The 20,846-nt window shown below is 68.9% G+C and carries 21 protein-coding genes and 1 pseudogene; 11 read left to right on the forward strand and 11 right to left on the reverse strand.

Translation table 11 applies throughout. The features are described from left to right. Positions 1-27 precede the first annotated feature (27 nt). From QE388_RS01845 to QE388_RS01875, 7 genes are all read left to right on the forward strand, one after another. A complete protein-coding gene (locus QE388_RS01845) occupies positions 28-846 on the forward strand; it encodes a 2-keto-4-pentenoate hydratase (protein WP_307382542.1) in 819 nt (272 codons plus the stop codon). Then, a complete protein-coding gene (locus tag QE388_RS01850; protein ID WP_307382543.1) occupies positions 846-1,784 on the forward strand; it encodes an acetaldehyde dehydrogenase (acetylating) in 939 nt (312 codons plus the stop codon). Before QE388_RS01845 ends, QE388_RS01850 begins: the two co-directional genes overlap by 1 nt. Continuing rightward, positions 1,781-2,812: a 4-hydroxy-2-oxovalerate aldolase gene (gene dmpG, locus QE388_RS01855; protein WP_275801146.1), complete on the forward strand. Its 1,032-nt coding sequence runs from the start codon at positions 1,781-1,783 to the stop codon at positions 2,810-2,812. The genes QE388_RS01850 and dmpG overlap by 4 nt, the downstream gene beginning before the upstream one ends. After that, entirely contained in the window at positions 2,812-3,696 is an 885-nt protein-coding gene (locus tag QE388_RS01860) for an alpha/beta fold hydrolase (protein WP_275801144.1), read from the forward strand. The genes dmpG and QE388_RS01860 overlap by 1 nt, the downstream gene beginning before the upstream one ends. A 28-nt stretch (positions 3,697-3,724) precedes the next feature. Further along, positions 3,725-4,666, forward strand: a complete 942-nt coding sequence (locus QE388_RS01865; RefSeq protein ID WP_275801142.1) for a 3-carboxyethylcatechol 2,3-dioxygenase — start codon at positions 3,725-3,727, stop codon at positions 4,664-4,666. A gap of 50 nt (positions 4,667-4,716) precedes the next feature. Next, a complete protein-coding gene (locus QE388_RS01870) occupies positions 4,717-5,868 on the forward strand; it encodes an iron-containing alcohol dehydrogenase (RefSeq protein ID WP_307382545.1) in 1,152 nt (383 codons plus the stop codon). 96 nt (positions 5,869-5,964) lie between these two features. Further along, the gene (locus QE388_RS01875) at positions 5,965-7,455 is read left to right on the forward strand and encodes an aldehyde dehydrogenase family protein (protein ID WP_307382547.1); all 1,491 of its coding nucleotides are present in this window, start codon (positions 5,965-5,967) and stop codon (positions 7,453-7,455) included. 401 nt (positions 7,456-7,856) lie between these two features. Here the strand turns inward: QE388_RS01875 and sucD are convergent, their stop codons facing one another. From sucD to QE388_RS01915, 8 genes and pseudogenes are all read right to left on the reverse strand, one after another. Then, complete coding sequence (gene sucD, locus QE388_RS01880) at positions 7,857-8,759, reverse strand: succinate--CoA ligase subunit alpha (RefSeq protein ID WP_307382549.1); 903 nt, start codon at positions 8,757-8,759, stop codon at positions 7,857-7,859. Positions 8,760-8,776: 17 nt separating this feature from the next. After that, positions 8,777-9,940 (reverse strand): ADP-forming succinate--CoA ligase subunit beta, encoded by a 1,164-nt coding sequence (gene sucC, locus QE388_RS01885; protein WP_307382551.1) that lies wholly within the window; start codon positions 9,938-9,940, stop codon positions 8,777-8,779. 172 nt (positions 9,941-10,112) lie between these two features. Continuing rightward, a complete protein-coding gene (locus tag QE388_RS01890) occupies positions 10,113-10,340 on the reverse strand; it encodes a hypothetical protein (RefSeq protein WP_275801291.1) in 228 nt (75 codons plus the stop codon). Positions 10,341-10,411: 71 nt separating this feature from the next. Next, the gene (locus QE388_RS01895) at positions 10,412-11,968 is read right to left on the reverse strand and encodes a hypothetical protein (protein ID WP_307382553.1); all 1,557 of its coding nucleotides are present in this window, start codon (positions 11,966-11,968) and stop codon (positions 10,412-10,414) included. Next, on the reverse strand, positions 11,944-12,708 hold the full coding sequence (locus QE388_RS01900) for an ABC transporter ATP-binding protein (RefSeq protein WP_275801287.1): 765 nt from the start codon (positions 12,706-12,708) through the stop codon (positions 11,944-11,946). The genes QE388_RS01895 and QE388_RS01900 overlap by 25 nt, the downstream gene beginning before the upstream one ends. Before the next feature lie 105 nt (positions 12,709-12,813). Continuing rightward, positions 12,814-13,708 (reverse strand): IS5 family transposase gene (locus QE388_RS01905; protein ID WP_307382555.1). Its coding sequence is split into 2 segments (ribosomal slippage): positions 12,814-13,356 and positions 13,358-13,708, totalling 894 coding nucleotides; the frame shifts between segments, so codons are not numbered across the junction. A 46-nt stretch (positions 13,709-13,754) separates the two neighbouring features. After that, positions 13,755-14,359: pseudogene (locus QE388_RS01910) on the reverse strand (DNA-binding response regulator). Next, positions 14,356-15,522: a sensor histidine kinase gene (locus tag QE388_RS01915; RefSeq protein ID WP_275801281.1), complete on the reverse strand. Its 1,167-nt coding sequence runs from the start codon at positions 15,520-15,522 to the stop codon at positions 14,356-14,358. Before QE388_RS01915 ends, QE388_RS01910 begins: the two are co-directional and overlap by 4 nt. Before the next feature lie 152 nt (positions 15,523-15,674). Here QE388_RS01915 and QE388_RS01920 point away from each other — a divergent pair, with 152 nt between their 5' ends. Next, complete coding sequence (locus QE388_RS01920) at positions 15,675-16,175, forward strand: small multidrug efflux protein (protein WP_275801279.1); 501 nt, start codon at positions 15,675-15,677, stop codon at positions 16,173-16,175. A gap of 224 nt (positions 16,176-16,399) precedes the next feature. On the opposite strand, the gene QE388_RS01925 is transcribed toward QE388_RS01920, so the two are convergent. Both QE388_RS01925 and QE388_RS01930 read right to left on the reverse strand, forming a co-directional pair. Then, on the reverse strand, positions 16,400-16,990 hold the full coding sequence (locus QE388_RS01925) for a DUF305 domain-containing protein (RefSeq protein WP_307382556.1): 591 nt from the start codon (positions 16,988-16,990) through the stop codon (positions 16,400-16,402). 85 nt (positions 16,991-17,075) lie between these two features. Then, entirely contained in the window at positions 17,076-17,558 is a 483-nt protein-coding gene (locus QE388_RS01930) for a nucleoside deaminase (protein WP_307382558.1), read from the reverse strand. Between the two features lie 108 nt (positions 17,559-17,666). Between QE388_RS01930 and QE388_RS01935 the strand changes: the two genes are divergently transcribed. Together QE388_RS01935 and QE388_RS01940 are read left to right on the forward strand one after the other, a co-directional pair. Next, positions 17,667-18,320 (forward strand): hypothetical protein, encoded by a 654-nt coding sequence (locus tag QE388_RS01935; RefSeq protein WP_307382560.1) that lies wholly within the window; start codon positions 17,667-17,669, stop codon positions 18,318-18,320. After that, positions 18,317-18,463: a hypothetical protein gene (locus QE388_RS01940; RefSeq protein WP_307382561.1), complete on the forward strand. Its 147-nt coding sequence runs from the start codon at positions 18,317-18,319 to the stop codon at positions 18,461-18,463. Before QE388_RS01935 ends, QE388_RS01940 begins: the two co-directional genes overlap by 4 nt. Before the next feature lie 260 nt (positions 18,464-18,723). Here QE388_RS01940 and QE388_RS01945 read toward each other — a convergent pair whose 3' ends face one another. Then, entirely contained in the window at positions 18,724-19,173 is a 450-nt protein-coding gene (locus tag QE388_RS01945; protein ID WP_307382563.1) for an AAA family ATPase, read from the reverse strand. Positions 19,174-19,357: 184 nt separating this feature from the next. Here QE388_RS01945 and QE388_RS01950 point away from each other — a divergent pair, with 184 nt between their 5' ends. Beyond that, positions 19,358-20,827 (forward strand): GH32 C-terminal domain-containing protein, encoded by a 1,470-nt coding sequence (locus tag QE388_RS01950; protein ID WP_307382565.1) that lies wholly within the window; start codon positions 19,358-19,360, stop codon positions 20,825-20,827. Positions 20,828-20,846: the final 19 nt, after the last annotated feature.

Consider the following 20,846-nt stretch of genomic DNA (forward strand, 5'->3'; position numbering starts at 1 on the left):
ATATCGCGGCACCGAAGGGAGTCCAGCGTGGTGCACATCGACGAGGCAGCCGCACGACTGCGCATCGCCGCCGAGACCGGACGACCCTGCTCGCCGATCCGTGAGCTCGAGCATTACTCCATTTCCGACGCGTATGCGATCCAGGAACTCGTCCTGATGTCGCGGGTCACGTCGGCGAACCGACGCATCGGACGCAAAGTCGGACTCACCTCCCCCGCGGTGCAGAAGCAGCTCGGAGTCGAGCAGCCCGACTTCGGAGTCCTTCTCGCCGACATGGAGGTCGCCGACGGGGGCCACCTGCCGACATCCGCGCTCCTGCAGCCGCGCATCGAGGCTGAGATCGCTTTCGTGCTCGGAGCGGACGTTCCCGACCCGGACCCCGCCGCGGTCATGCGAGCCGTCGCCTACGCGGCTCCGGCTCTCGAAGTCGTCGACAGTCGTGTGGCCGGTTGGGACATCACCATCGTCGACACGATCGCCGACAATGCGTCCAGCGGACTGTTCGTGCTCGGCTCCTCGCGCCTCGCGCTCGACGAGTTCGAGCCGGTGGCGGTCTCGATGACGATGCGCCGCAACGGCGAGATCGTCTCGACGGGCACGGGCGCGGACTGCCTGGGCGATCCCCGGAACGCCCTGGTCTGGGTGGCCGAGACGGCGCTCAGCCTGGGCCGTCCGCTTCGTGCGGGTGAGGTCGTTCTCTCGGGCGCGCTCGGGCCGATGGTCCCCGTCTTCCCGGGCGACCTCTTCGAAGCCGAGATCACGGGCCTCGGTTCCGTCTCCGTACGCGCTTCCGCGCACTCCCCCGTGGCATCCGTGGATGCATCCGCTCCCAGAAAGGACTCCTGATGGCCAAAGCGGCGATCATCGGGTCGGGCAACATCGGCACCGACCTCATGTTCAAGATCCTGCGACTCAGCGAAACGCTCGACATGGGCGTCATGGTGGGAATCGATCCGGAATCAGACGGGCTCGCGCGCGCCCGTCGACTGGGCATCGCCACCACGTCCGACGGGGTGGACGGCCTCATCGCTCACCCCGACTTCGACCAGATCGAGGTAGTCTTCGACGCCACCAGCGCGGGCGCCCACCGTCACAACGCACAACGACTGCTCGCGCTCGGCAAGCAGCTCGTCGACCTCACCCCGGCCGCCATCGGCCCGTACGTCGTTCCGTGCGTCAATCTCGACGCCCACCTCGACGCACCCGACATCAACATGGTCACGTGCGGTGGACAGGCGACCATCCCCATCGTCGCCGCCGTCAGCTCCGTGGTTCCCGTCCACTACGCCGAGATCGTGGCATCCATCTCCTCTCGTTCGGCGGGCCCCGGGACGCGGGCGAACATCGACGAGTTCACCAAGACCACGGCGCGCGCGATCGAGGAGGTAGGACGCGCGGCGCGGGGCAAGGCGATCATCGTCCTGAACCCGGCCGAGCCGCCGATGATCATGCGCGACACCGTGCAACTGGTCGTGGGTCGTCTCGACGAGACCACGAAGCACCGCATCGTCGAGTCGATCGCGGCCACGGTGGCCGAGGTGTCCGACTACGTCCCCGGCTACCGTCTGAAACAGGAGGTGCAGTTCTCCGACGAAGGTGCCGAGCTCGACGGTCTGCTCCCCTCCCCCGCGGACGGTCGCTACACTCGCGTGGCCGTCTTCCTCGAGGTGGAGGGGGCCGCGCACTACCTGCCCTCCTACGCCGGGAACCTCGACATCATGACCTCGGCAGCGCTTCGCGTGGCCGAGCGCGTGGTGTCCGCACGTCTCGAGGTGAACGCATGACCACCTCGGTGTACCTCCAGGACGTCACACTCCGCGATGGCATGCACGCGCTGCGGCACCGGATCACCCCGGCGAACATCGCCCAGATCGCCGCAGGACTCGACCGGGCCGGCGTCGCCGCGATCGAGGTGTCTCACGGCGACGGACTGGGCGGCAGCAGCCTGACGTACGGCGCCGGAAGCAACACGGACTGGGAGTGGATCGAGGCTGCGGCCGGCGCTGTGCGCACCGCGGTGCTGACCACGCTCATCCTGCCCGGCATCGGCACACTGCACGACCTCGCCCGGGCCCGCGACCTCGGCGTGCGATCGGTGCGGGTCGCCACCCACTGCACGGAGGCGGACGTCGCCGCCCAGCACATCGCCGCCGCCCGCGAATGGGGCATGGACGTCTCGGGCTTCCTGATGATGTCGCACCTCAACGACCCCGGTTCCCTCGCGCAGCAGGCGAAGCTGATGGAGTCCTACGGCGCGCACTGCGTGTACGTCACCGACTCCGGGGGTCGCCTGACGATGGCCGGGGTACGAGAACGCGTGCGCGCCTACCGCGATGTGCTCGACGCGTCCACCGAGATCGGCGTGCACGCTCATCAGAACCTGTCGCTCTCCGTGGCCAACTCGATCGTGGCGGTCGAGGAAGGTGCGCACCGGGTCGACGCATCTCTCGCGGGCCTGGGGGCGGGCGCCGGGAACACGCCGATCGAACCGTTCGTTGCGGCGGCAGAACTGCAGGGGTGGGAGACCGGCGCCGATCTGTTCGCGCTCCAAGACCTCGCGGACGACGTCGTGCGACCGTTGCAGGACCGCGCGGTGCAGGTCGACCGAGAAACGCTCAGTCTCGGCTATGCCGGGGTGTACTCGAGCTTCCTGCGGCACGCCGAACGTGCGGCCGAGACCTATGGCCTCGATGCGCGCGAGGTCCTGGTCGAGGTGGGCGCCCGCCGTCTCATCGGCGGACAGGAAGACATGATCATCGACGTCGCCCTTGACCTCGTGGCCGAGCGCGACGCACAGAAGGCGAGGGCATGATGGCCGACCGTCCTTACACGAGCGTCTGGAGCGATCTGAATCAGGTCGAGTTCAGCCAGGGTTTCATCGACGCCGGCGGGTACCGCACTCGGTATCTGCACGCGGGCGACGCGTCGAAGCCGCCTCTCGTGCTTCTGCACGGCATCACCGGTCATGCGGAGGCGTACGTGCGCAACCTGCAGGCGCACGGCGAGCACTTCGATGTCTGGGCCATCGATTTCATCGGCCACGGCTACAGCGCGAAGCCCGAGCATCCCCTCGAGATTCCTCATTACGTCGCGCAGGTCTGCGGCTTCCTCGACGCCATCGGCGCGGAGAAGGCGTCGTTCTCGGGCGAGTCACTCGGCGGGTGGGTGACCGCCCGATTCGCCCAGCTGCACCCCGAGCGGGTGGAACGGATCGTGCTCAACACCATGGGCGGCACCATGGCCAACCCCAAGGTCATGGAGCGGCTGTACACGCTGTCGATGGATGCCGCCCGCGATCCCAGCTGGGAGCGTGTACGGACTCGGCTGGAGTGGCTGATGGCCGACCCGACCATGGTGACGGACGATCTCATCCGCACACGCCAGATGATCTTCGAGCAGCCGGATTGGCTGATGGCGTGCGAGATGAACATGGCGCTGCAGGATCCCGAGACGCGGGCGCGGAACATGATCTCCGACGACGACCTCCGCGCCATCCAGGCACCGGCGATGGTGCTGTGGACGACGAAAGACCCGTCGGGCCCGGTCGACGAGGGGCGACGGATAGCCTCCCTCATTCCCCACGGGAGGTTGGCGGTGATGGAGAACTGCGGTCACTGGCCTCAGTACGAGGACACCGACACCTTCAACCGCCTGCACCTGGACTTTCTGCTCGGCCGATCCGTCGCCGATCAGTAGCCCCGAACGCCTCAGACAAGGAGCCATCATGCCGGTCGCACTCGCCGCCATGTCACACAGCCCGCTGCTCGAGCTCGTCGATCCCGGGCCCGAGACCACCGAGGCCGTGGAGGGCGCCTTCGCCGCGGCACGCGCCTTCGTCACCGATTTCGACCCCGAGCTGATCGTGAGCTTCGGGCCCGACCACTACAACGGCTTCTTCTACGAACTGATGCCCCCGTTCTGCCTGGGGTATGAAGCCGTGAGCATCGGCGACTACGGCAGCCAGGCCGGCGTGCTGGACGTTCCCACTGACATCGCCCGCGGTCTCGCCGAAGCCGTTCTGGACCAGGGAGTGGACCTGGCGGTTTCTTTGCGGATGGAGGTCGACCACGGCGCGGTCCAGCCGCTGGAGATCCTCTATGGCTCCCTCACGGCGAAGCCCGTCATCCCCATCTTCATCAACTCGGTCGCGCCCCCGTTCACCCCGCTCGCCCGAGTGCGAGCGCTCGGCTCTGCCATCGGCGACTACTTCGCCGGCACGGACAAACGCGTGCTGTTCCTCGCCTCGGGCGGCCTGTCGCACGACCCGCCCGTGCCTCGGATCGCGACCGCCACGCGCGAACAGCGTGAGTTCCTGTTGGGCGGGGGGCGGCATCTCACTCCCGAAGCCCGCAACGACCGCCAACAGCGCGTCATCTCGGCCGCCCACGCATTCGCAGCGGGTGAAGCGGACATCATGGATCTCGCCCCCGAGTGGGATGAGGCATTCCTCGACATCGTGGAGAGCGGCGATCTCTCGTCCTTCGACGCCTGGAACCCGAAGTGGATGACAGAGACGGCCGGCAACTCCTCGCACGAGGTGCGAACGTGGATCGCCGCATACTCGGCCCTGGCCTCCAGCGGGCGCTACCGTCTGGATACCCGGTTCTACCGGCCCATCAAGGAGTTCATCGCCGGGTTCTCCGTCACGACCGCGGTCCTCGCGTAAGCGGGATCACGCATCCCCCCAGGGCACACCGACTGCGAAGAAGGATTCGGATGGCATTCATCCAGTACATCGGCCGCATCCAGTTCGACGATGGCGCGCGGCAGACACTGCCCGCCGAGGTCGCGCGGCTGGGCCTCGAGCGGCCCCTGATCATCTCCGATCGGGGGCTCCAGGCCAACGGCGTGCTCGCGAAGGCCCTCGAGTTCCTGACGGGGTGGGAGGCCCTGCCGACCTTCCTCGACGTTCCGAGCAACCCCACCGAAGCGGCGGCGCGCGCCGCGCTGGACCTCTATCGCTCGGAGGGCTGCGACGGGGTCATCGCCATCGGCGGCGGTTCGCCGATGGACTGCGGCAAAGCGGTCGCTCTCCTCGCGACCCACGATCAACCGCTCGAGGTCTACCTCGCGAAGTCGGGCGGCGAGGGGCGGATCACGCGAGACGTGGCGCCCGTCATCGCCATGCCGACGACGGCGGGCACGGGCAGCGAGATTGGACGGGGCGCGGGACTCACTCTGGCGAACGGGGAGAAGGAGGTCTTCCTCAGCCCGAATCTCGTGCCCCGCGTGGCGATCTGCGACCCCGAGCTCACTCATGGCCTACCGCCGCACCTCACGGCCGCGACAGGCATCGACGCGTTCACGCACGCCTTCGAGGCGTTCCTGTCACCCGCCGTCAATCCTCCGGCCGACGCCATCGCCCTTGAAGCCCTTCGCCGGATGCACGCGTGGCTCCCCCGGGCGGTCGCTGACGGTCGGAATGCGCCGGCTCGAGCGAACGTGATGATGGCCGCCCTCGAAGCGGCGATGACGACGTGGAAGGGCCTCGGTCTCACTCACGCTCTTTCGATGCCCTTCGATGATCTCGGTCTGCACCACGGCACGGTGGTGGGTGTGCTCCTGCCGCACACGATCGACTTCCTCACCGAGGCCGTACCGATCGAGCGGCTCGCCGCGGCCTCGGAGGCCCTCGGCTCCACGCCGGCGACGCTGGCGATCGATCTGGCCGCCTTCACCGAGCAGCTCGGCCTTCCCTCTGATCTCACGGCGCTCGGAGTCGACCCCCGGAGCCTCGCCGACTACGGCGTGCTGGCGGCGGGCAGCGCCTTCAACAAGACCGCGCCCGGCCAGGCGAGCGCAGCAGACTACGAGCGCATGGCGCGATCGGCGATGACGCCCTTCGGTCGACAGGTCGTTTTGCGCTGACCTCGATACGCCCGACGAACCGATAGTCGTGGGGTTATCGGTTCTCACCGATCTACCTGTTAGTCCTCGTTCACCCCTCTTCTTAGGCTGAAAATCATGACGAACTCCGCATCGTTGCATCCGTCGTCCACCGATGACATCGAGCCGCCCCGCGAACTGCGCGCGCGCAACCCCCGCTCCGGCGAGATCGACTATGTGGTCACTCCGCCGACGCCGGCGGAGGTCACCGACCTGGCCGCCTCGCTTCGCGAAGGTCAGCGCCCGTGGCGCGACCTCGGGCTCTCCGGCCGGATCGCAGCGCTCTCGGCATGGGCCGACGCGATCGAGCGCGACGTCGCGCGGATCGCCCGCGCCGAGGGCACCGATACCGCGCGTGTGCGCGTCTCGTCCGAGGTGCCCTACATGGTCGCGGCCGCGGTCCGGGATTGGTGCGCCAAAGCACCCGCGCTCATCGACGCCGCGACGCTGGAAGGTCGCTCGAGCGTGATGAGCGACGTCACCTACACGACGCAGTTCGAGCCCTACGGTCTCCTCGGGATCATCAGCCCGTGGAACCATCCCTTCCTCCTGTCGTCCACCGACGCGATCCCCGCGCTGCTCGCCGGATGCGCCGTCCTGGTGAAGCCGAGCGAAGTCACGCCCCGTTTCATCGAGCCCGTGATGTCCACCATCCGGAGCGTGCCCGAGCTCGCCTCGGTCTTCGCTTACATCCCCGGAGCCGCCGACGTGGGGCAGGCTGTCATCGACAATGTGGATGCGCTCTGCTTCACGGGGAGCGTGTCGACGGGCCGCCTGATCGCTGCTGCGTGCGCTTCGCGTTTCATCCCCGCCTTCCTTGAGCTCGGCGGCAAGGATGCCGCGATCGTCACCGCCACCGCGGACGTCGCGTCGGCCGCGTCCGCCATTCTCAAGGGGTCGGTGCACAACACGGGCCAGCTGTGCTTCTCGACCGAGCGCATCTACGTCGACCGCACCATCTACGAGCCGTTCGTCGCCGAACTCGTCCGCCAGTCAGAATCGCTCGAGCTGAGCTACCCCGACCCGACGCACGGCCACCTGGGGCCGTTCATTCTCGAGCGCCAAGCGGAGATCGTCGACGATCATCTTCGTGATGCCGTCGTCCGCGGCGCGACCATCCTCACCGGCGGTACCAGCGTCGAGCTCGGCGGCGGCCGGTACATGCGACCCACCGTGCTCGTGGGCGTCGACCACTCGATGCGCGTGATGACCGAGGAGACGTTCGGACCGGTGATGCCGGTGATGCCCTACGAGAGCATCGACGAGGCCGTCGAACTCGCGAACGACTCCGAGTTCGGCCTGTCCGGAGCGGTCATCTCCGGCAGCGCCGAGGAGTCCGACGCCGTCGCGCGCCGCCTCGACGCCGGTGCCATCAGTCTGCAGGACACGTCGCTGACGATCGGCATCATGCGCGACGTCGAGAAGGTCGCCTTCAAGGCCTCGGGTCTCGGTGGCTCGCGGATGGGGCCGGCGGGCCTGCTGCGTTTCCTGCGCAAGAAGGCCCTGATCCTGCGCACGGGTCCGGTGGTCTCCATGGAGGCGCTCGCCGAGCACAATCGCCCCGTGTGAGCCCACCCCGGAAGGGGCCTGGATGCCATGGCATCCAGGCCCCTTCCCATTGCATGTGCGCCGAACGCATACGATCCAGTCGAGCGCGTACGCACCGGGTGACCCCACCGCGTGCGCTCGACCCGGTCGTGTGCGCTCGCGAGCGCGCCGTCCCGCCCGTCCGCGCCCGCGGGGGATGTCCCCGGCGAGCGTCCGAGACACGCCGCATGCGTCCCGACCGGCACCGCGTGTCTTGGACACTCGACGCCGGAACCGCCGCCGGTGTCGCCGCCGCAGACTCGGTGTCCAGGACGCGCGGATGCGCTGCGGCACCGTCCGCGCGTCTTGGACACTGAACCAAGCCTCACCCGCAACGCAAAGGGCCCGGATGCCATGGCATCCGGGCCCCGATAGAGAAGCGCTTACAGGCTCTCGATGATCTCGCGCATCAGCGACGCGGTCTCGGACGGCGTCTTGCCGACCTTCACGCCGGCGGCCTCGAGGGCCTCCTTCTTCGCCTGGGCGGTACCGGCCGAGCCGGAGACGATGGCACCGGCGTGGCCCATGGTCTTGCCCTCGGGGGCGGTGAAGCCGGCGACGTAGCCCACGACGGGCTTGGTGACGTTCTCGGCGATGTAAGCGGCGGCGCGCTCCTCGGCGTCTCCACCGATCTCGCCGATCATGACGATGGCCTTGGTCTCGGGGTCGGCCTCGAACGCCGCGAGGGCATCGATGTGGGTGGTACCGATGACCGGGTCGCCGCCGATGCCGATGGCGGTCGAGAAGCCGAGGTCGCGCAGCTCGAACATCATCTGGTAGGTCAGGGTGCCCGACTTCGAGACGAGGCCGATGGGGCCCTTACCCGTGATGTTCGCGGGCGTGATGCCCACGAGCGCCTCGCCGGGGGTGATGATGCCGGGGCAGTTCGGGCCGATGATGCGGGTCTTCTCGCCCTTCGACTTCGCGTAGGCCCACGCCTCGGCGGTGTCGCCGACGGGCACGCCCTCGGTGATCACGACGAGGAGGGGGATCTCGGCGTCGATGGCCTCGACCATCGCGTCCTTCGTGAAGGCCGGGGGCACGAACGCGATCGACACGTCGGCGCCGGTCTCGCGGATGGCCTCTTCGACCGAGGCGAAGACGGGCAGCTCGACGTCGTTGCCGGCGGCATCCTTGTGCGTGACGGTGGTGCCGGCCTTGCGGGCGTTGACGCCACCGACGACCTGGGTGCCGGCCTTGAGCATGAGGGCGGTGTGCTTGGTGCCCTCGCCGCCGGTGATGCCCTGGACGATGACCTTGGAATCCTTGTTGAGGTAGATCGACATTTCTCTGTCCCTATCCCTTACGCGTTGGCCAGTTCGGCGGCCTTGTCGGCGCCCTCGTCCATACCGGCGGCGAGGGTGACGAGCGGGTGGTTGGCGGCGGCGAGGATCTCGCGACCCTCCTCGACCTGGTTGCCGTCGAGACGGACGACGAGCGGCTTGGTCGCGGTGTCGCCCAGGATCTCGAGGGCCTTCACGATGCCCTCGGCCACGGCGACGCACGAGGTGATGCCACCGAAGACGTTGACGAAGACGCTCTTGACCTGCTCGTCGCCGAGGATGACGTCGAGGCCGGCGGCCATGACGGTCGCCGAGGCGCCGCCACCGATGTCGAGGAAGTTGGCGGGCTTGACGCCGCCGTGCTTCTCGCCAGCGTACGCGACGACGTCGAGGGTCGACATGACCAGCCCCGCGCCGTTGCCGATGATGCCGACCTGGCCGTCGAGCTTGACGTAGTTGAGGTCGTGCTGCTTGGCCTTCGCCTCGAGCGGGTCGGCCGCGTCCTTGTCTTCCAGCGCCTCGTGGTCGGGGTGGCGGAAACCGGCGTTCTCGTCGAGCGAGACCTTGCCGTCGAGGGCGATGATGTCGCCGTCCTCGCTCTGGATGAGGGGGTTCACCTCGACGAGCGTGGCGTCCTCGCCCTTGTAGACGTTGTAGAGCTTGACGAAGACGTCGGCGACCTTGGGCGCGAGCTCCTCGTCGAACTTGGCGGCGCGAGCGATCTCGAGGGCCTTCTCGGGCGTGATGCCCTCGATCGGGTCGACCTCGATGCGCGCGAGGGCTTCGGGACGCTCGACGGCGAGCTCCTCGATCTCCATGCCGCCCTCGACGCTGGAGAGCGAGAGGTACGAGCGGTTCGAACGGTCGAGCAGCACCGAGAAGTAGAACTCCTTGGCGATGCGAGCGCCGGCCGCGACCATGACGCGCTTGACGACGTGGCCCTTGATGTCGAGGCCGAGGATGGCCTGCGCCGCCTCGAAGGCCTCGTCGGGGTTCTTGGCGACCTTCACGCCGCCGGCCTTGCCGCGGCCTCCGGTCTTGACCTGAGCCTTGACGACGACGACGCCACCGAGCTTCTCCGCGGCCGCCTTCGCCTCCTCAGGGGTGTCGGCGATGATGCCGGCGAGCACCGGCACCTCGTACTTCTCAAAAAGATCACGTGCCTGGTACTCGTAGAGATCCACGGACAATCCTTCGCTGGGCGATCGGTGGTGGGAGGAGGCAAAAGTCTCTCGATATCAAGAGATCTGCGCCAATCGACAAGCCTACTAGACAGGTCCACCGCCCCCGACCCCAGCCCGTCCGAACGGAGGGGGTCCCGGATGCCGAGACCCCTCCGTTCGCTCGGGAACAGGCTCAGGAGTCGCGGCGCGGCGCAGCCCCGAGGCGGATGCGACGCACGTTGAGCCAGTAGAAGACCGGGGTCATCAGGACCACGATGGCCGACATCGCGATGACGATGACAAGTGTCTGGTGCTGACCGAGCAGCGCGAAGACGAGGTAGCCGAGGCTGGAGGCGAGGGCCATGACGAAGCTGTTGAGCCAGATGCGGCCCTTGCTGGGGGTTGCTGCGGGGGTGGACACGGGTTCTCCTTCGGTGAGGTGTCGTCGGTCCGCGCGGGTGCGGGTCGACATGTGGGGTCGGTCGAGCGAGGTCAGCGCGGGGAGAAAGCGGCGAGGAGCCGATCGGGATGTCGATCGAGGTAGTCTCCGCTGACCCGGATCGCCACGACGGCGCCGACCACGGCCAGCACCAGCGCCGCGAGGAGCACCACGTCCACCGGCAGGAACGCCTGGACGAGGGTGCTCAGCCATCCGGCCGCGAGAACGAGGCCGATGGCGGCACCGGTCGCGCCGAGCGCGCGGACCACCAGCGTGCTGCGGTCCCCCTGCGGAGCCTCCTGGTCGTACGCGTTCCGCGAGCTCGAGACCGCGCCGACGGCGAAAGACAGGGCCAGAGCGGCGAGCGCGGAGATGAGCGCGGTCGGAATCTGGTCGGCTGTCCCGCTCGCGATCCCGAGACCGATGGTGACCGCGGCCACCGCGGGAACGAGGAACAGCGATACGGCCAGCATCTTGCCCCGCAGCACGGCGGCGAGCGACGCACCGGTCTGTACGGTCAGTTCGATCCCCCGCCCATCCCAGGCGAAGAGGTTCAGCAGCACGCCCGACGCCATCGCCACGGTTCCGATGGCCGCGGCGAACGGGAGCCCCGTCGTATGCACCTGCGCCACAGCGAACATCACGCCGACGACGGGGCCGACAATGAGGAACTGTGCGGCACGCGGCGCCCGGAAGAAGTAGTAGCGCAACTGCTGGCTCGCCGCCCCGAGGGCCGCACCGGCCGAGAACGGGCGCAGCACCGGCGGCACGAGCGGCAGCTCGCGCGCCGAACGGTGGTGGGGGGATGCCACAGCGCGAGCCGTGTGGCCCTTGACGTGCCGACGCAGCGCGACGCCCCAGAGCAGAAGCGCGAGCACGATCGTCACGACCACGATCCCGAACCGCGCGAGCGCCCCGGGCAGGTCGCCCGCATCGAGGACGTAGCCGACGGCCGCTGCCGCCCCGGGAGGCGTCCAGGTCAAGACCGTGACGAGAATCGCCCCCGCGTTCTCAGCCGCCCCGAGGATCGGAGCGAACACGTGCGGCAGAACGTAGATCGAGACCACCACGAGGCTCGAGAGGACGACGGCCAGATCGCGTCCGCGTCGCGCAGTCAGCGCCTCCGCGAACAGGGCGCGCACGGCGTACGACGTCGCCGCGCACATCACGGTGAACAGCAGCCCCGCCGCAACCGCCGCGAGCCGGCTGGCCAGATCGACGTGGACCTGCGCGACGCCGCCGATCGCGGTGAGGAACGTCGCAGCCGCCGTGGGCGAGAACAATCCGCCGAGGAGCAGGCCGCTCACCTGCTGCGTCCGGCTGAGCGGGTATTGCTCCAGGACCGTGGGGTCGATGATGTTCGCGATCGGCAGCGGCGTGGTGATGGGGAGCACGGCCCACCCGACGAACAGCGCCACGAACAGCAGGAGCACGAGAAGGTCGCCGAACGCCTCGAGACCGGAGTCGAGCGTCGCCACGAGCGCTCCGCCGCACAGCCCCACGACGATGCCGAGCGCCCAGCCGAGCGCGAAGGTGGCGATGCCGAGAGCGGAGGCGCGCGCGCCCCCGATCTGGATCGCGAGCCTCAGGCGGGCGAGGACGAGAGCCATGCGAGATCCCCCTCCGCGAGGTCGCGGCCGCCGACGATGTCGACGAACGCCTCTTCCAACGAACCGTTGGGCGCGAGTTCGGCCACGGTGCCCTCGGCGACGAGGGTGCCCTTGGCGATGATGGCCACGCGGTCGCACAGCTTCTGGACCACGTCGAGAACGTGGCTCGAGAAGACCACGGTGCCGCCGCCCTGGCGGAAGCGCTGCAGCATCTGCTCCATGACCTGGGTGTTGACGGGGTCCAGCGCCCCGAACGGCTCGTCGAGGATCAGCACGCGGGGGCTGTGCAGCATCGCCACGGCTAGGCCGACGCGTTTGGTCATGCCGAGCGAGAAGTCGGCGATGGGACGCCCGGCATCGGCTTCCAGGTCGAGCACGCGAAGCAGATCGTCTCCGCGGCTGCGAATGTCCGCGGATGCCATTCCGCGCAGCATTCCCGCATAGTCGAGCATTTCGCGTGCGGTGAGGCGTCCGAACAGCGGCGGATTGTCGGCGACATATCCGAGAAGGGCCTTCGCATGCCGGGGGTTGGGCCATACCGAGACTCCCGCGACCTCGATCGTGCCGGCATCCGGCTCGAGGAGACCGGTGATCATCCGGATCGACGTGGTCTTGCCTGCACCGTTCGGCCCGGCGATGCCGTAGAACGAACCCTGCGGAATGGTGAGGTTCAGACCGTCGACGCTGGTCACGTCGCCGAACTTCTTCACCACACCCGCAACCTGAATAGCCCCTGTCATATCGCTGAGAATAGGGGAAGAATGCGGTGCGATTGTGACGTTCTGGCAAACTACCTCGCGAACTTTCCACCCGCCGTGTTTCTCGAGCACAAACGCACGGGTCGGCTAGGGCGTGTCTGACAATGTTTTGGTCCAGGTGATGGTGGCGTGGATGAGGACGGCGGCGCGGAATACGACCGCTAACTTGTCGTAGCGGGTGGCGAGGCCTCGCCATTGCTTGGTGTGGCAAAACCGCCGCTCGATGACGTTGCGGTTGCGGTAGTCATCGGCGTCGAGCCCGACGGGCCTGCCGCCGCGGGATCCGCGGCGTTTGCGGTGACCTTGCTGGTCACGCGGTTCCGGGATCACCGCCTTGATTCCCCGGCCGCGCAGGTGCGCTCGGATCGCGCGCGACGAGTACGCCTTGTCGCCGCGGACCGCATTCGGACGTGTGCGAGGCCGTCCGACCGGTCGGGTCACGCGCAGCTGCTCCAGCATCGGGATCAGCATCGGTGAATCACCAGCCTGGCCGGGAGTGATCACGGTGACCAGCGGAAACCCGTTGCCGTCGACGAGTTGATGGATCTTCGTCGACAGACCACCTCTCGAGCGGCCGACGCCGTGATCAGGCGGCTCGACGGTCAGATTCGTGTAATTCGATCCAGCCCCCTGTGGGGCGGGTCGTGTTCGTTGCGTGCTGATGCGCGCGAGCGATCGTGGAATCCACCGACACCGACCAGTCCACCATCCCTTCGGCGTCGGCCTGGGCGATCAGTGTGGACACGATCGTGTCCCACGTCCCCTCGGTGGCGAGCCGGTGATGCCAGGTCCATACCGTCTGCCAGGGCCCGAACACCTCGGGCAGATCACGCCACGCGATGCCGCACCGGTACCGGTAGATGATGCCCTCCAACATCGACCGCGCATCCGAGAACTTCCGCCCCGGACGCCCCGTCGGCTTCGGCAACATCGACTCAATCAACGACCACTGAGCATCAGAGAGCAACTGGAACCGCGACACGACCCCAGGCTCTCAGCCAAACCCACCAACCTTTGTCAGACACGCCCTAGATCCAGCCCCGCTCCCGCGCGTGGATGGTCGCCTGCTGACGGCTCGCCAGCCCGAGCTTCCCGAGCACCGACGAGACGTGGTTGCGCACGGTCCCGGCCGAAAGGTGCAGCGCCGAAGCGATCTCGGCCACCGTCTCCCCGCGCGCGCCCGCCCGCAGCACGTCGAGTTCGCGGTCGGTCAGCGGGCTCCGCTCGTCGCTCAGCGCGCGTCGGCGGCGATCTCGGGGTCGACGTAGCGTCGCCCGGCGGCGACCTCGCGGATGACCGCGGCCACGTCATCCGCGGGCCGTGATTTCGGCAGGAAGCCGTCGACCCCCGCCCCGAGCGCGCGCCGCAGCACGCCGGGACGCGCGTGACGCGTGACGATCACGCACCGCGACGGCACACGCCGCAGGATCCGCGCGGCCGTGTCGACGCCGTCGAGGCCCGGCATCTCGAGGTCGAGCAGGCACACGTCGGGGCGCAGCCGCTCGGCCTCGGCGATCGCGCTCTCGCCGTCACGGCACTCCCCCACGACCTCGAGATCGGGCTCGAGCCGCAGCAGCGCGGCGAGCGCCGTGCGGATCATGTCCTCGTCATCGGCGATGAGCACGCGGATCATGCCGGCACCTCCTCGGGCACGCGAACGGTGATGCGGAAAAGGTCGCCCGCGTGGGCGGCATCCACTGTTCCGCCGACGCTCCGGACGCGCTCGGCGATTCCCGACAGCCCCGCGCCGTCTCCGACCGGAGACGCTGCGGCGCGCGCGTCGTTCTCGACGATCAGCACCCACGACCCCTGGTGTCGAGCGAGGGAGAGGGATGCCGAGACCCCACCGCCGTGCTTGAGCACGTTCGTCGTCGACTCGCGGATCACCGGCCCCAGCACGTCAGCGGGGGCGCGGCCGGCCTCGGTGTCGACGAGAAGCTCGACGGTGAGACCCGCCGCGCGGAGCAGATCGGCGGCGTTGGCGAGCTCGTCGGGAAGGGGGACCCCGCGGAAGCGGGCCGCGAGGTCGCGGGTCCCGCGCCGCGCGTCGTCGACGCTCGCGCGGGCTGCCCGCACCTGCTCCACAGCCGCCTCGGGATCGCGTCCCATCATCTTCTCGGCGAGCTCGAGCTGCAGCGCGATCACCTGGAGGTGGTGTCCCTGCAGGTCGTGGAGATCGCTCGCGAGGCGCAGGCGTTCCTGCGCGGCGGCGAGACGACCCTCCGCACGACGGGCGCGATCGAGCTCACGCACGATGTCCCACCACCACAGCGAGGTCGCGGTCAACGGCGGCAGCATCGCGATGAAGATGCCCATCCCGAGGATCTGGGCGACGTACCCGCCCGGGTTGAGGCGAGTGGCCTCGATCACCCAGGCGGCGATGATCACGACGGTCAGCAGCACGACGAGACGAAGGCGGATACCCGCGCGCCACCGCACGAGGCACAGGGCCTGGGCGACGAGCACGGCACCGAGCAGCAGGGAGCCCGCCGCCGCTCCGGCGAGCGCAGCCGACACCACTCCGGCCAGCACCCAGGGCCACACCGGGCGCCGGGCGCTGGGATCGCCGTCGTCGAGCGGCTCGCGCCGGTAGTGAAGAAGCAGCAGGATCGCGGATGCCACCGACCCGCCCGCCCCGACCAGGTACAGCACCGTGATCCACACCGGCTCGTTCAGGACGAGGACGAGTGCCCAGATCACCAGGCCGAAGACGTGCAGCATCATGATCGAGACGACCGTGTACCACCACGTCACGCGGACGTCGCGGGCGTAGGCGGCGGCGGGGGAAGTGCTCACCCCGGCCACTGTACGGCCGTGACATTCGTCATGGGTGGGGCGCAACATCCTCCCGATTCACCGTGACACCGTGACACTGCCGCCGGAGGGCCGCTCTCGCTGGGATGGAATCACCGCGGAACACGCCGCGGTCTCATCCCCCAGGAGCAGCCATGTCGAACCCCGTCTCCGACCTCGTCCTCGGTTTCCAGAACCTCGTCGCCGAGGTTCCCGACCTCGTCCAGCCCCTCGTCGTCGCGCTGGCAGGCGCCGTGCCCTTCATCGAGGGCGAGGGGGCTGCCGCGATCGGCATCATCGGCGGCATCCCGCCGATCGTCGCCGCTCTCGCCGGAGCCGTCGGCAACCTGATCTGCGTCGCCATCGTCGTGCTCGCGACCTCGCGTGTGCGCACCGCCGTGACCACGCGGCGGGGCGGCGCCGAGAAGCCCGTCACCGCGCGCCGCGAGAAGTTCGAGCGGGCGTACCACCGCTATGGAACGCCCGGCGTGAGCCTGCTCGGCCCCCTGCTGCTGCCCACGCAGTTCACGGCCGCGGCCCTCACCTCGACCGGTGTCCCGCCGATGCGTGTGCTCGCGTGGCAGGCCGCGGCGATCGCCCTGTGGACGACGGTGATCACGCTGATCATCACGGGAGTCATCCGCGCGGTGGCGTGAGCCCGGGAGGGCGGGCCGCGGACCCAGGTCGCGGTCGTATCCCCGCGAGGACGCACCCGTTTGTCGAGGACGCACCGGATGGGCCCCGAACGGGGGCGTCCTCGCCGAACGGGTGCGTCCTCGCCGAACGGAGGCGTCCCGAGCGAACGGAGGCGTCCGGAGCGAACGGGCACGGCGGCGTCGGTGGGGCCGCACCCGGTCAGCACCTCGAGACCGCACCCGGGTCAGCTCAGCTTCGCCTGCAACTGCTCCATCGTGGCGATCTCCGTCATCTGGGTCTCGACGATGCTCCTCGCGAGCGAGACGGCCGCGGTGTTCGACCCCGCTTCGATCTCCTCTTGCGCCATGTCGACGGCGCCGCGGTGGTGCTGGATCATCTGAGACAGGAACAATCGCTCGGCCTCATCACCCGACGCCTTCTCCAGAGCCGTGATGTCGTCCGCGTTCATCATGCCGTCGCCATGGTGCATCGATCCCGCGTTCGAGGCATCCACTCCCCAGCCCTCCAGCCACCCCTGCATCTTGTCGATCTCGGGCTGCTGGGCGGCCTTGATGTCCTCCGCCAGCGCCGTCACGCGTTCGTCGATGCCGTCCTTCGCGAGCAGAGTGTCCGACATTTCCACGGCCTGCGCGTGATGAGGAATCATCATGCTCGCGAACATGACATCAGCGTCGTTCCGATCGCTCGACGCGGGCGGTGCGCTGTGATCGCCGTGGTCCATGCCCGACATCGAGCTCCCCGTGCCGGCGCATCCGGCGATCGCGAGCAGCAGAGCGAGCGTGGCGGCGGCCATCGACGCGGAACGGATTCTCATCGGGGCGTCCTCCTGGTGGCTGATGAAGCGGTGTCGGCCTCAGGGTACTGAGGCGCGTGAAGCACTGCCCACCGTGGCGATCAGGTCAGCCCCAGAAGTCGCGGTGCGGCTCCGCAGCCTCTTCCTGCAGGTGCGGCCCGGACACGACGGTGTCCCGTCCGCCGTGCGCGAAGACGTCGCGCGAGGGCAGATCGAGGGCCGCACCGTCGTCCTCGGGTCCGGCGAGCGCGATGAGCCCCGTCCCCGAGAGCGCGTAGACCACGCGGCCGATCCCCGCCCAGAAGATCGCGCCGCAGCACATCGCGCAGGGTTCGCACGAGGTGAAGAGAGTGGATGCCGGCAGCTCAGCGGCATCCACCTCCTTCCACACGCGGCGCACGAGGTTCGTCTCCGCGTGGCCGGTGACGTCACGGTCGGTGAGCACGGTGTTCTCGGCTTCGATGACGCGGCCGTCGCCGGTGACCAGGAGCGCGCCGAACGGGTGGTTGCCGTGATCGCGAGCGAGCTGGGAGAGCTCGATCGCTCGGCGGAGGCGGGCGAGGTCGGTCGTGTCGAGTGTGTCGGCCATGAGTCGATGATGGCGGGTCGCGCCGCTCATAGCACTCCCATAGGTTCTCTTGGCCGCGGGTAGGGCGCTCTTTGGCCGCGAACAGGGATCGGCGTCTTCTCTGGTGCCATGGACCCCGAGCAGAGCACCCCCGACACCGCCCCGGGCAGCGCGGCCGGCCCGGCCTCGCGCCCAGAGGCCTCGCACCTACAGACCTCCCGCGCACAGACCTCGCGCGCACGCTCCCCGCGCCGCCGCATCGCCCGGCGCGCCTTCCTCGCGGGCGGCCTGAGTCTCGTGCTCGCGGCGGGCGGGGTCACGTGGTGGGCGGCCGACCGGTTCCTCATCCCGCACGTCGAGGTGACCGACGTCGCGGCCTACGAAGCCGAGCACGCGGCCGTGGTCACCTCCACCACACCCGAACCGGAGGCGACCACCCTCACCGACACGAGCTACAGCAACGGCTCCACCTCGGTGACCCTCTCGACGGTCACGACCGACACGCTCACGTATTACGTGGCCGACGTCGTGCTCGGCGATACCACCGATCTGCGGTCGGCCTTCGCGAACAACCAGTTCGGCGAGAACATCACGCAGACGACGAGCGAGATCGCCGCCGACAACGCCGCGGTGTTCGCGATCAACGGTGCGGCGGGCGTCCCTGACCGTCACGATCAGGATGCCGCGGACCAGGGGCGTTCCCGGGTTCGCGGCATCCTTCGCGAGCAGGGGCGGGCTCCCGGCAGCTCCGTCACACCCCGGGCCGTACATCTCACCGCATGACCTGTGCCCGCCCGACGTTCGCCGAGATCTCCGAGTGGGTCACCGATTACGAGAAGCAAGATCGCGTCGCCCACGCGACCGTGCACGTCCTCCCCCAGGAAGCCCCGCGCATCTCGAGTCGGGAATCGTCGCGGTCCATTTGAATCACGGCCCCACCTCGATTTACCGCGACGTCGACTGCGACCCGAAGTGGACGGCCGCCCTCACGGAGCGATCCGGCGCGTTCCCGCTCTCGGGCGGACACCTCATCGCCCTCGGCGAGGAGCTGTTGACGGCCGGGCGACTCTGCGAATACCTGCAATCGCGGACGAATCGACCCCCCTCCGCCCTCGAAGCAGCTGCGCACCACCGATCCGCTCGCGGTGACGCCGAAGACCGTCCCGTTCCACAAACGGGTTCTGCGTCACGACGGGCCAGCCAGCCGTGCGACCACGTCGGCCAGCTCGCCGACGGGTAGCGTCCCGTCCAGTTCGAGTGTCGCGCTCCGCCGGAGGAGCGGCTCGACCGCCGTGACGTAGGCGAGGATCTCCTGCTGCTGTGCCGCGGTGTGACCGTACGCATTGTTCGCTCGAGCACGCACCCGTTCGAGGAGAACCTCCGCGGGGGCGCTCAGCAGCACGACGTGCTCGAAACGGTCGGAGAAGGAGCCTTGGTTCTCGCTCGTCCCCGAAACCACGACCGTTGACTCCGCAGTCAGCAGTGCGGTCATGCGGTCGACATCCCACGGACCGCCGTTGCCGTCGGTCCATCCGTCGTAGTCGGTGTCGACGGTGCGGTATCCGCGCGCGGCCAGCTCGCCGAGCACCGTCGACTTTCCCGCGCCCGACATTCCGGTGATCAGGACCCTCGCCATTCCGTCACGCTACCCGGGTGAGATCGTCCCTGCGGGTTCGCTGGCGTACTCCGCATCCCGGCGCTTCGCCGCTGAGGGAGAGAAAGTACGCGACGCCCAGCCACTTGATCGTTTGGAACGCGATCGCTCGCGGCTCGCACGACGAGAAAAGGGGGTCACCGCCCGACCTCTAGGGTTGACAGTCATGGATCTCGAGCGCAGCGCGCGAACCCTGACCGACCCCGATGCCCCCTCCTTCCATCTCTCCGCCCCGTACGGGCGGATCAACGACCCCAATGGGCTCATCGTGGTGGATGGTGTGGCACACGCGTTCTACCAGTGGGGACCGTCGTTTCCCGATCGTGCCGGCATCGGGTGGGGACATGCCTCCTCGAGCGACCTGATCCGGTGGACCCACCACGGCATGGCCTTCGAACCGGATGCCGACTACGACCGCGACGGCTGCTACTCGGGGTCAGCGATTGCCGCCGACACGGGTGCCGACTTCTTGTACACCGGCAACGTCAAGCACCCCGACGGCACCCGCGAAGCCCACCAGGTGCACGTGCACACCGACGACTTCGTCACGTTCACGAAGAACGTCGACGGCCCGGTCGTGCCCGACGCCGCCCGCCCCCCGGGGTACACGGCGCACTTCCGCGACCCGATGGTCTACGCGTGCGACGGCGGGCGCCTGCGGATGTGCATCGGCGTCCAACGAACCGACGAGACCGGTGCCGTGCTGCTGTACAGCGCCGAATCGGCGGCCGGCCCGTGGCGCTTCGACGGCGAGCTCGCGGTGGGCGGGCTCGACGCGGCATCCGCGGGGTACATGTGGGAATGCCCGAACATCTTCCGGCTGACCGACGAAGAGACGGGGATCGAACACGACGTGCTCGTGATCTGCCCCCAGGGCGCGACCGACCCCGCGATCAATCCGTTCGGCGTCGCGGACGTCTGCGGGTACGTCGTGGGCCGTCTCGACGGAACCCACCTTCGCGACACGACCGGATTCCGGCTGCTCGACGCCGGCTTCGAGTTCTACGCGCCGCAGGTCTTCGCGGGGCGCGACACCACCCGCGATGCTCTGCTGCTGTCGTGGGCGGGCATGCCTGCCGAGGACGATCAGCCCTCGCGAGCCCACGACTGGGTGCACACGCTGTCGGCACCGAGACGCCTCACGCTGCGCGGCGGCGTGCTTCACCAGGCACCCGCCGTCGACCGCGCGGACTTCGGTGTCACGATCCCGCTGGACTCAGCCGCCCTCGAAGCGGACGAGAGCCTCGCCCTCCCCGTGCCCGGCGATGCGCGGACGAGCTGGCTCACCCTCCGCGTGCGCATCGCGGACGGCGCGCAGGCCCGTCTGCGGATCGGACCGGACGCTGCCCCCCTCACCGTCGATCTCGACGCCGACGCCCTGACCGTCGATCGCTCGGCCACGCGCTACGTCGACGGCGGGGCTCGACGCGAGGTCGCCCTCCCCGCCCCGGCGGGCGCTGTCCGCACCATCGACCTGCTGATCGACCGGTCGGTCGTCGAGGTGATCGTCGACGGCACGGTGGCATTCACCGCGCGGGCTTTCTTCGCGCCGGGGCCGGTCGCCGTGACGTTGAAGGCCGTCGGCGGCGGGGTGACCCTCGTCGAAGGCGAGTCGTCGGCGTTCTCCGCGCACTGAGCGTCACATACGTCGCTCA

It is taken from the genome of Microbacterium sp. SORGH_AS_0969, from assembly GCF_030818255.1.
Lineage (GTDB): Bacteria > Actinomycetota > Actinomycetes > Actinomycetales > Microbacteriaceae > Microbacterium.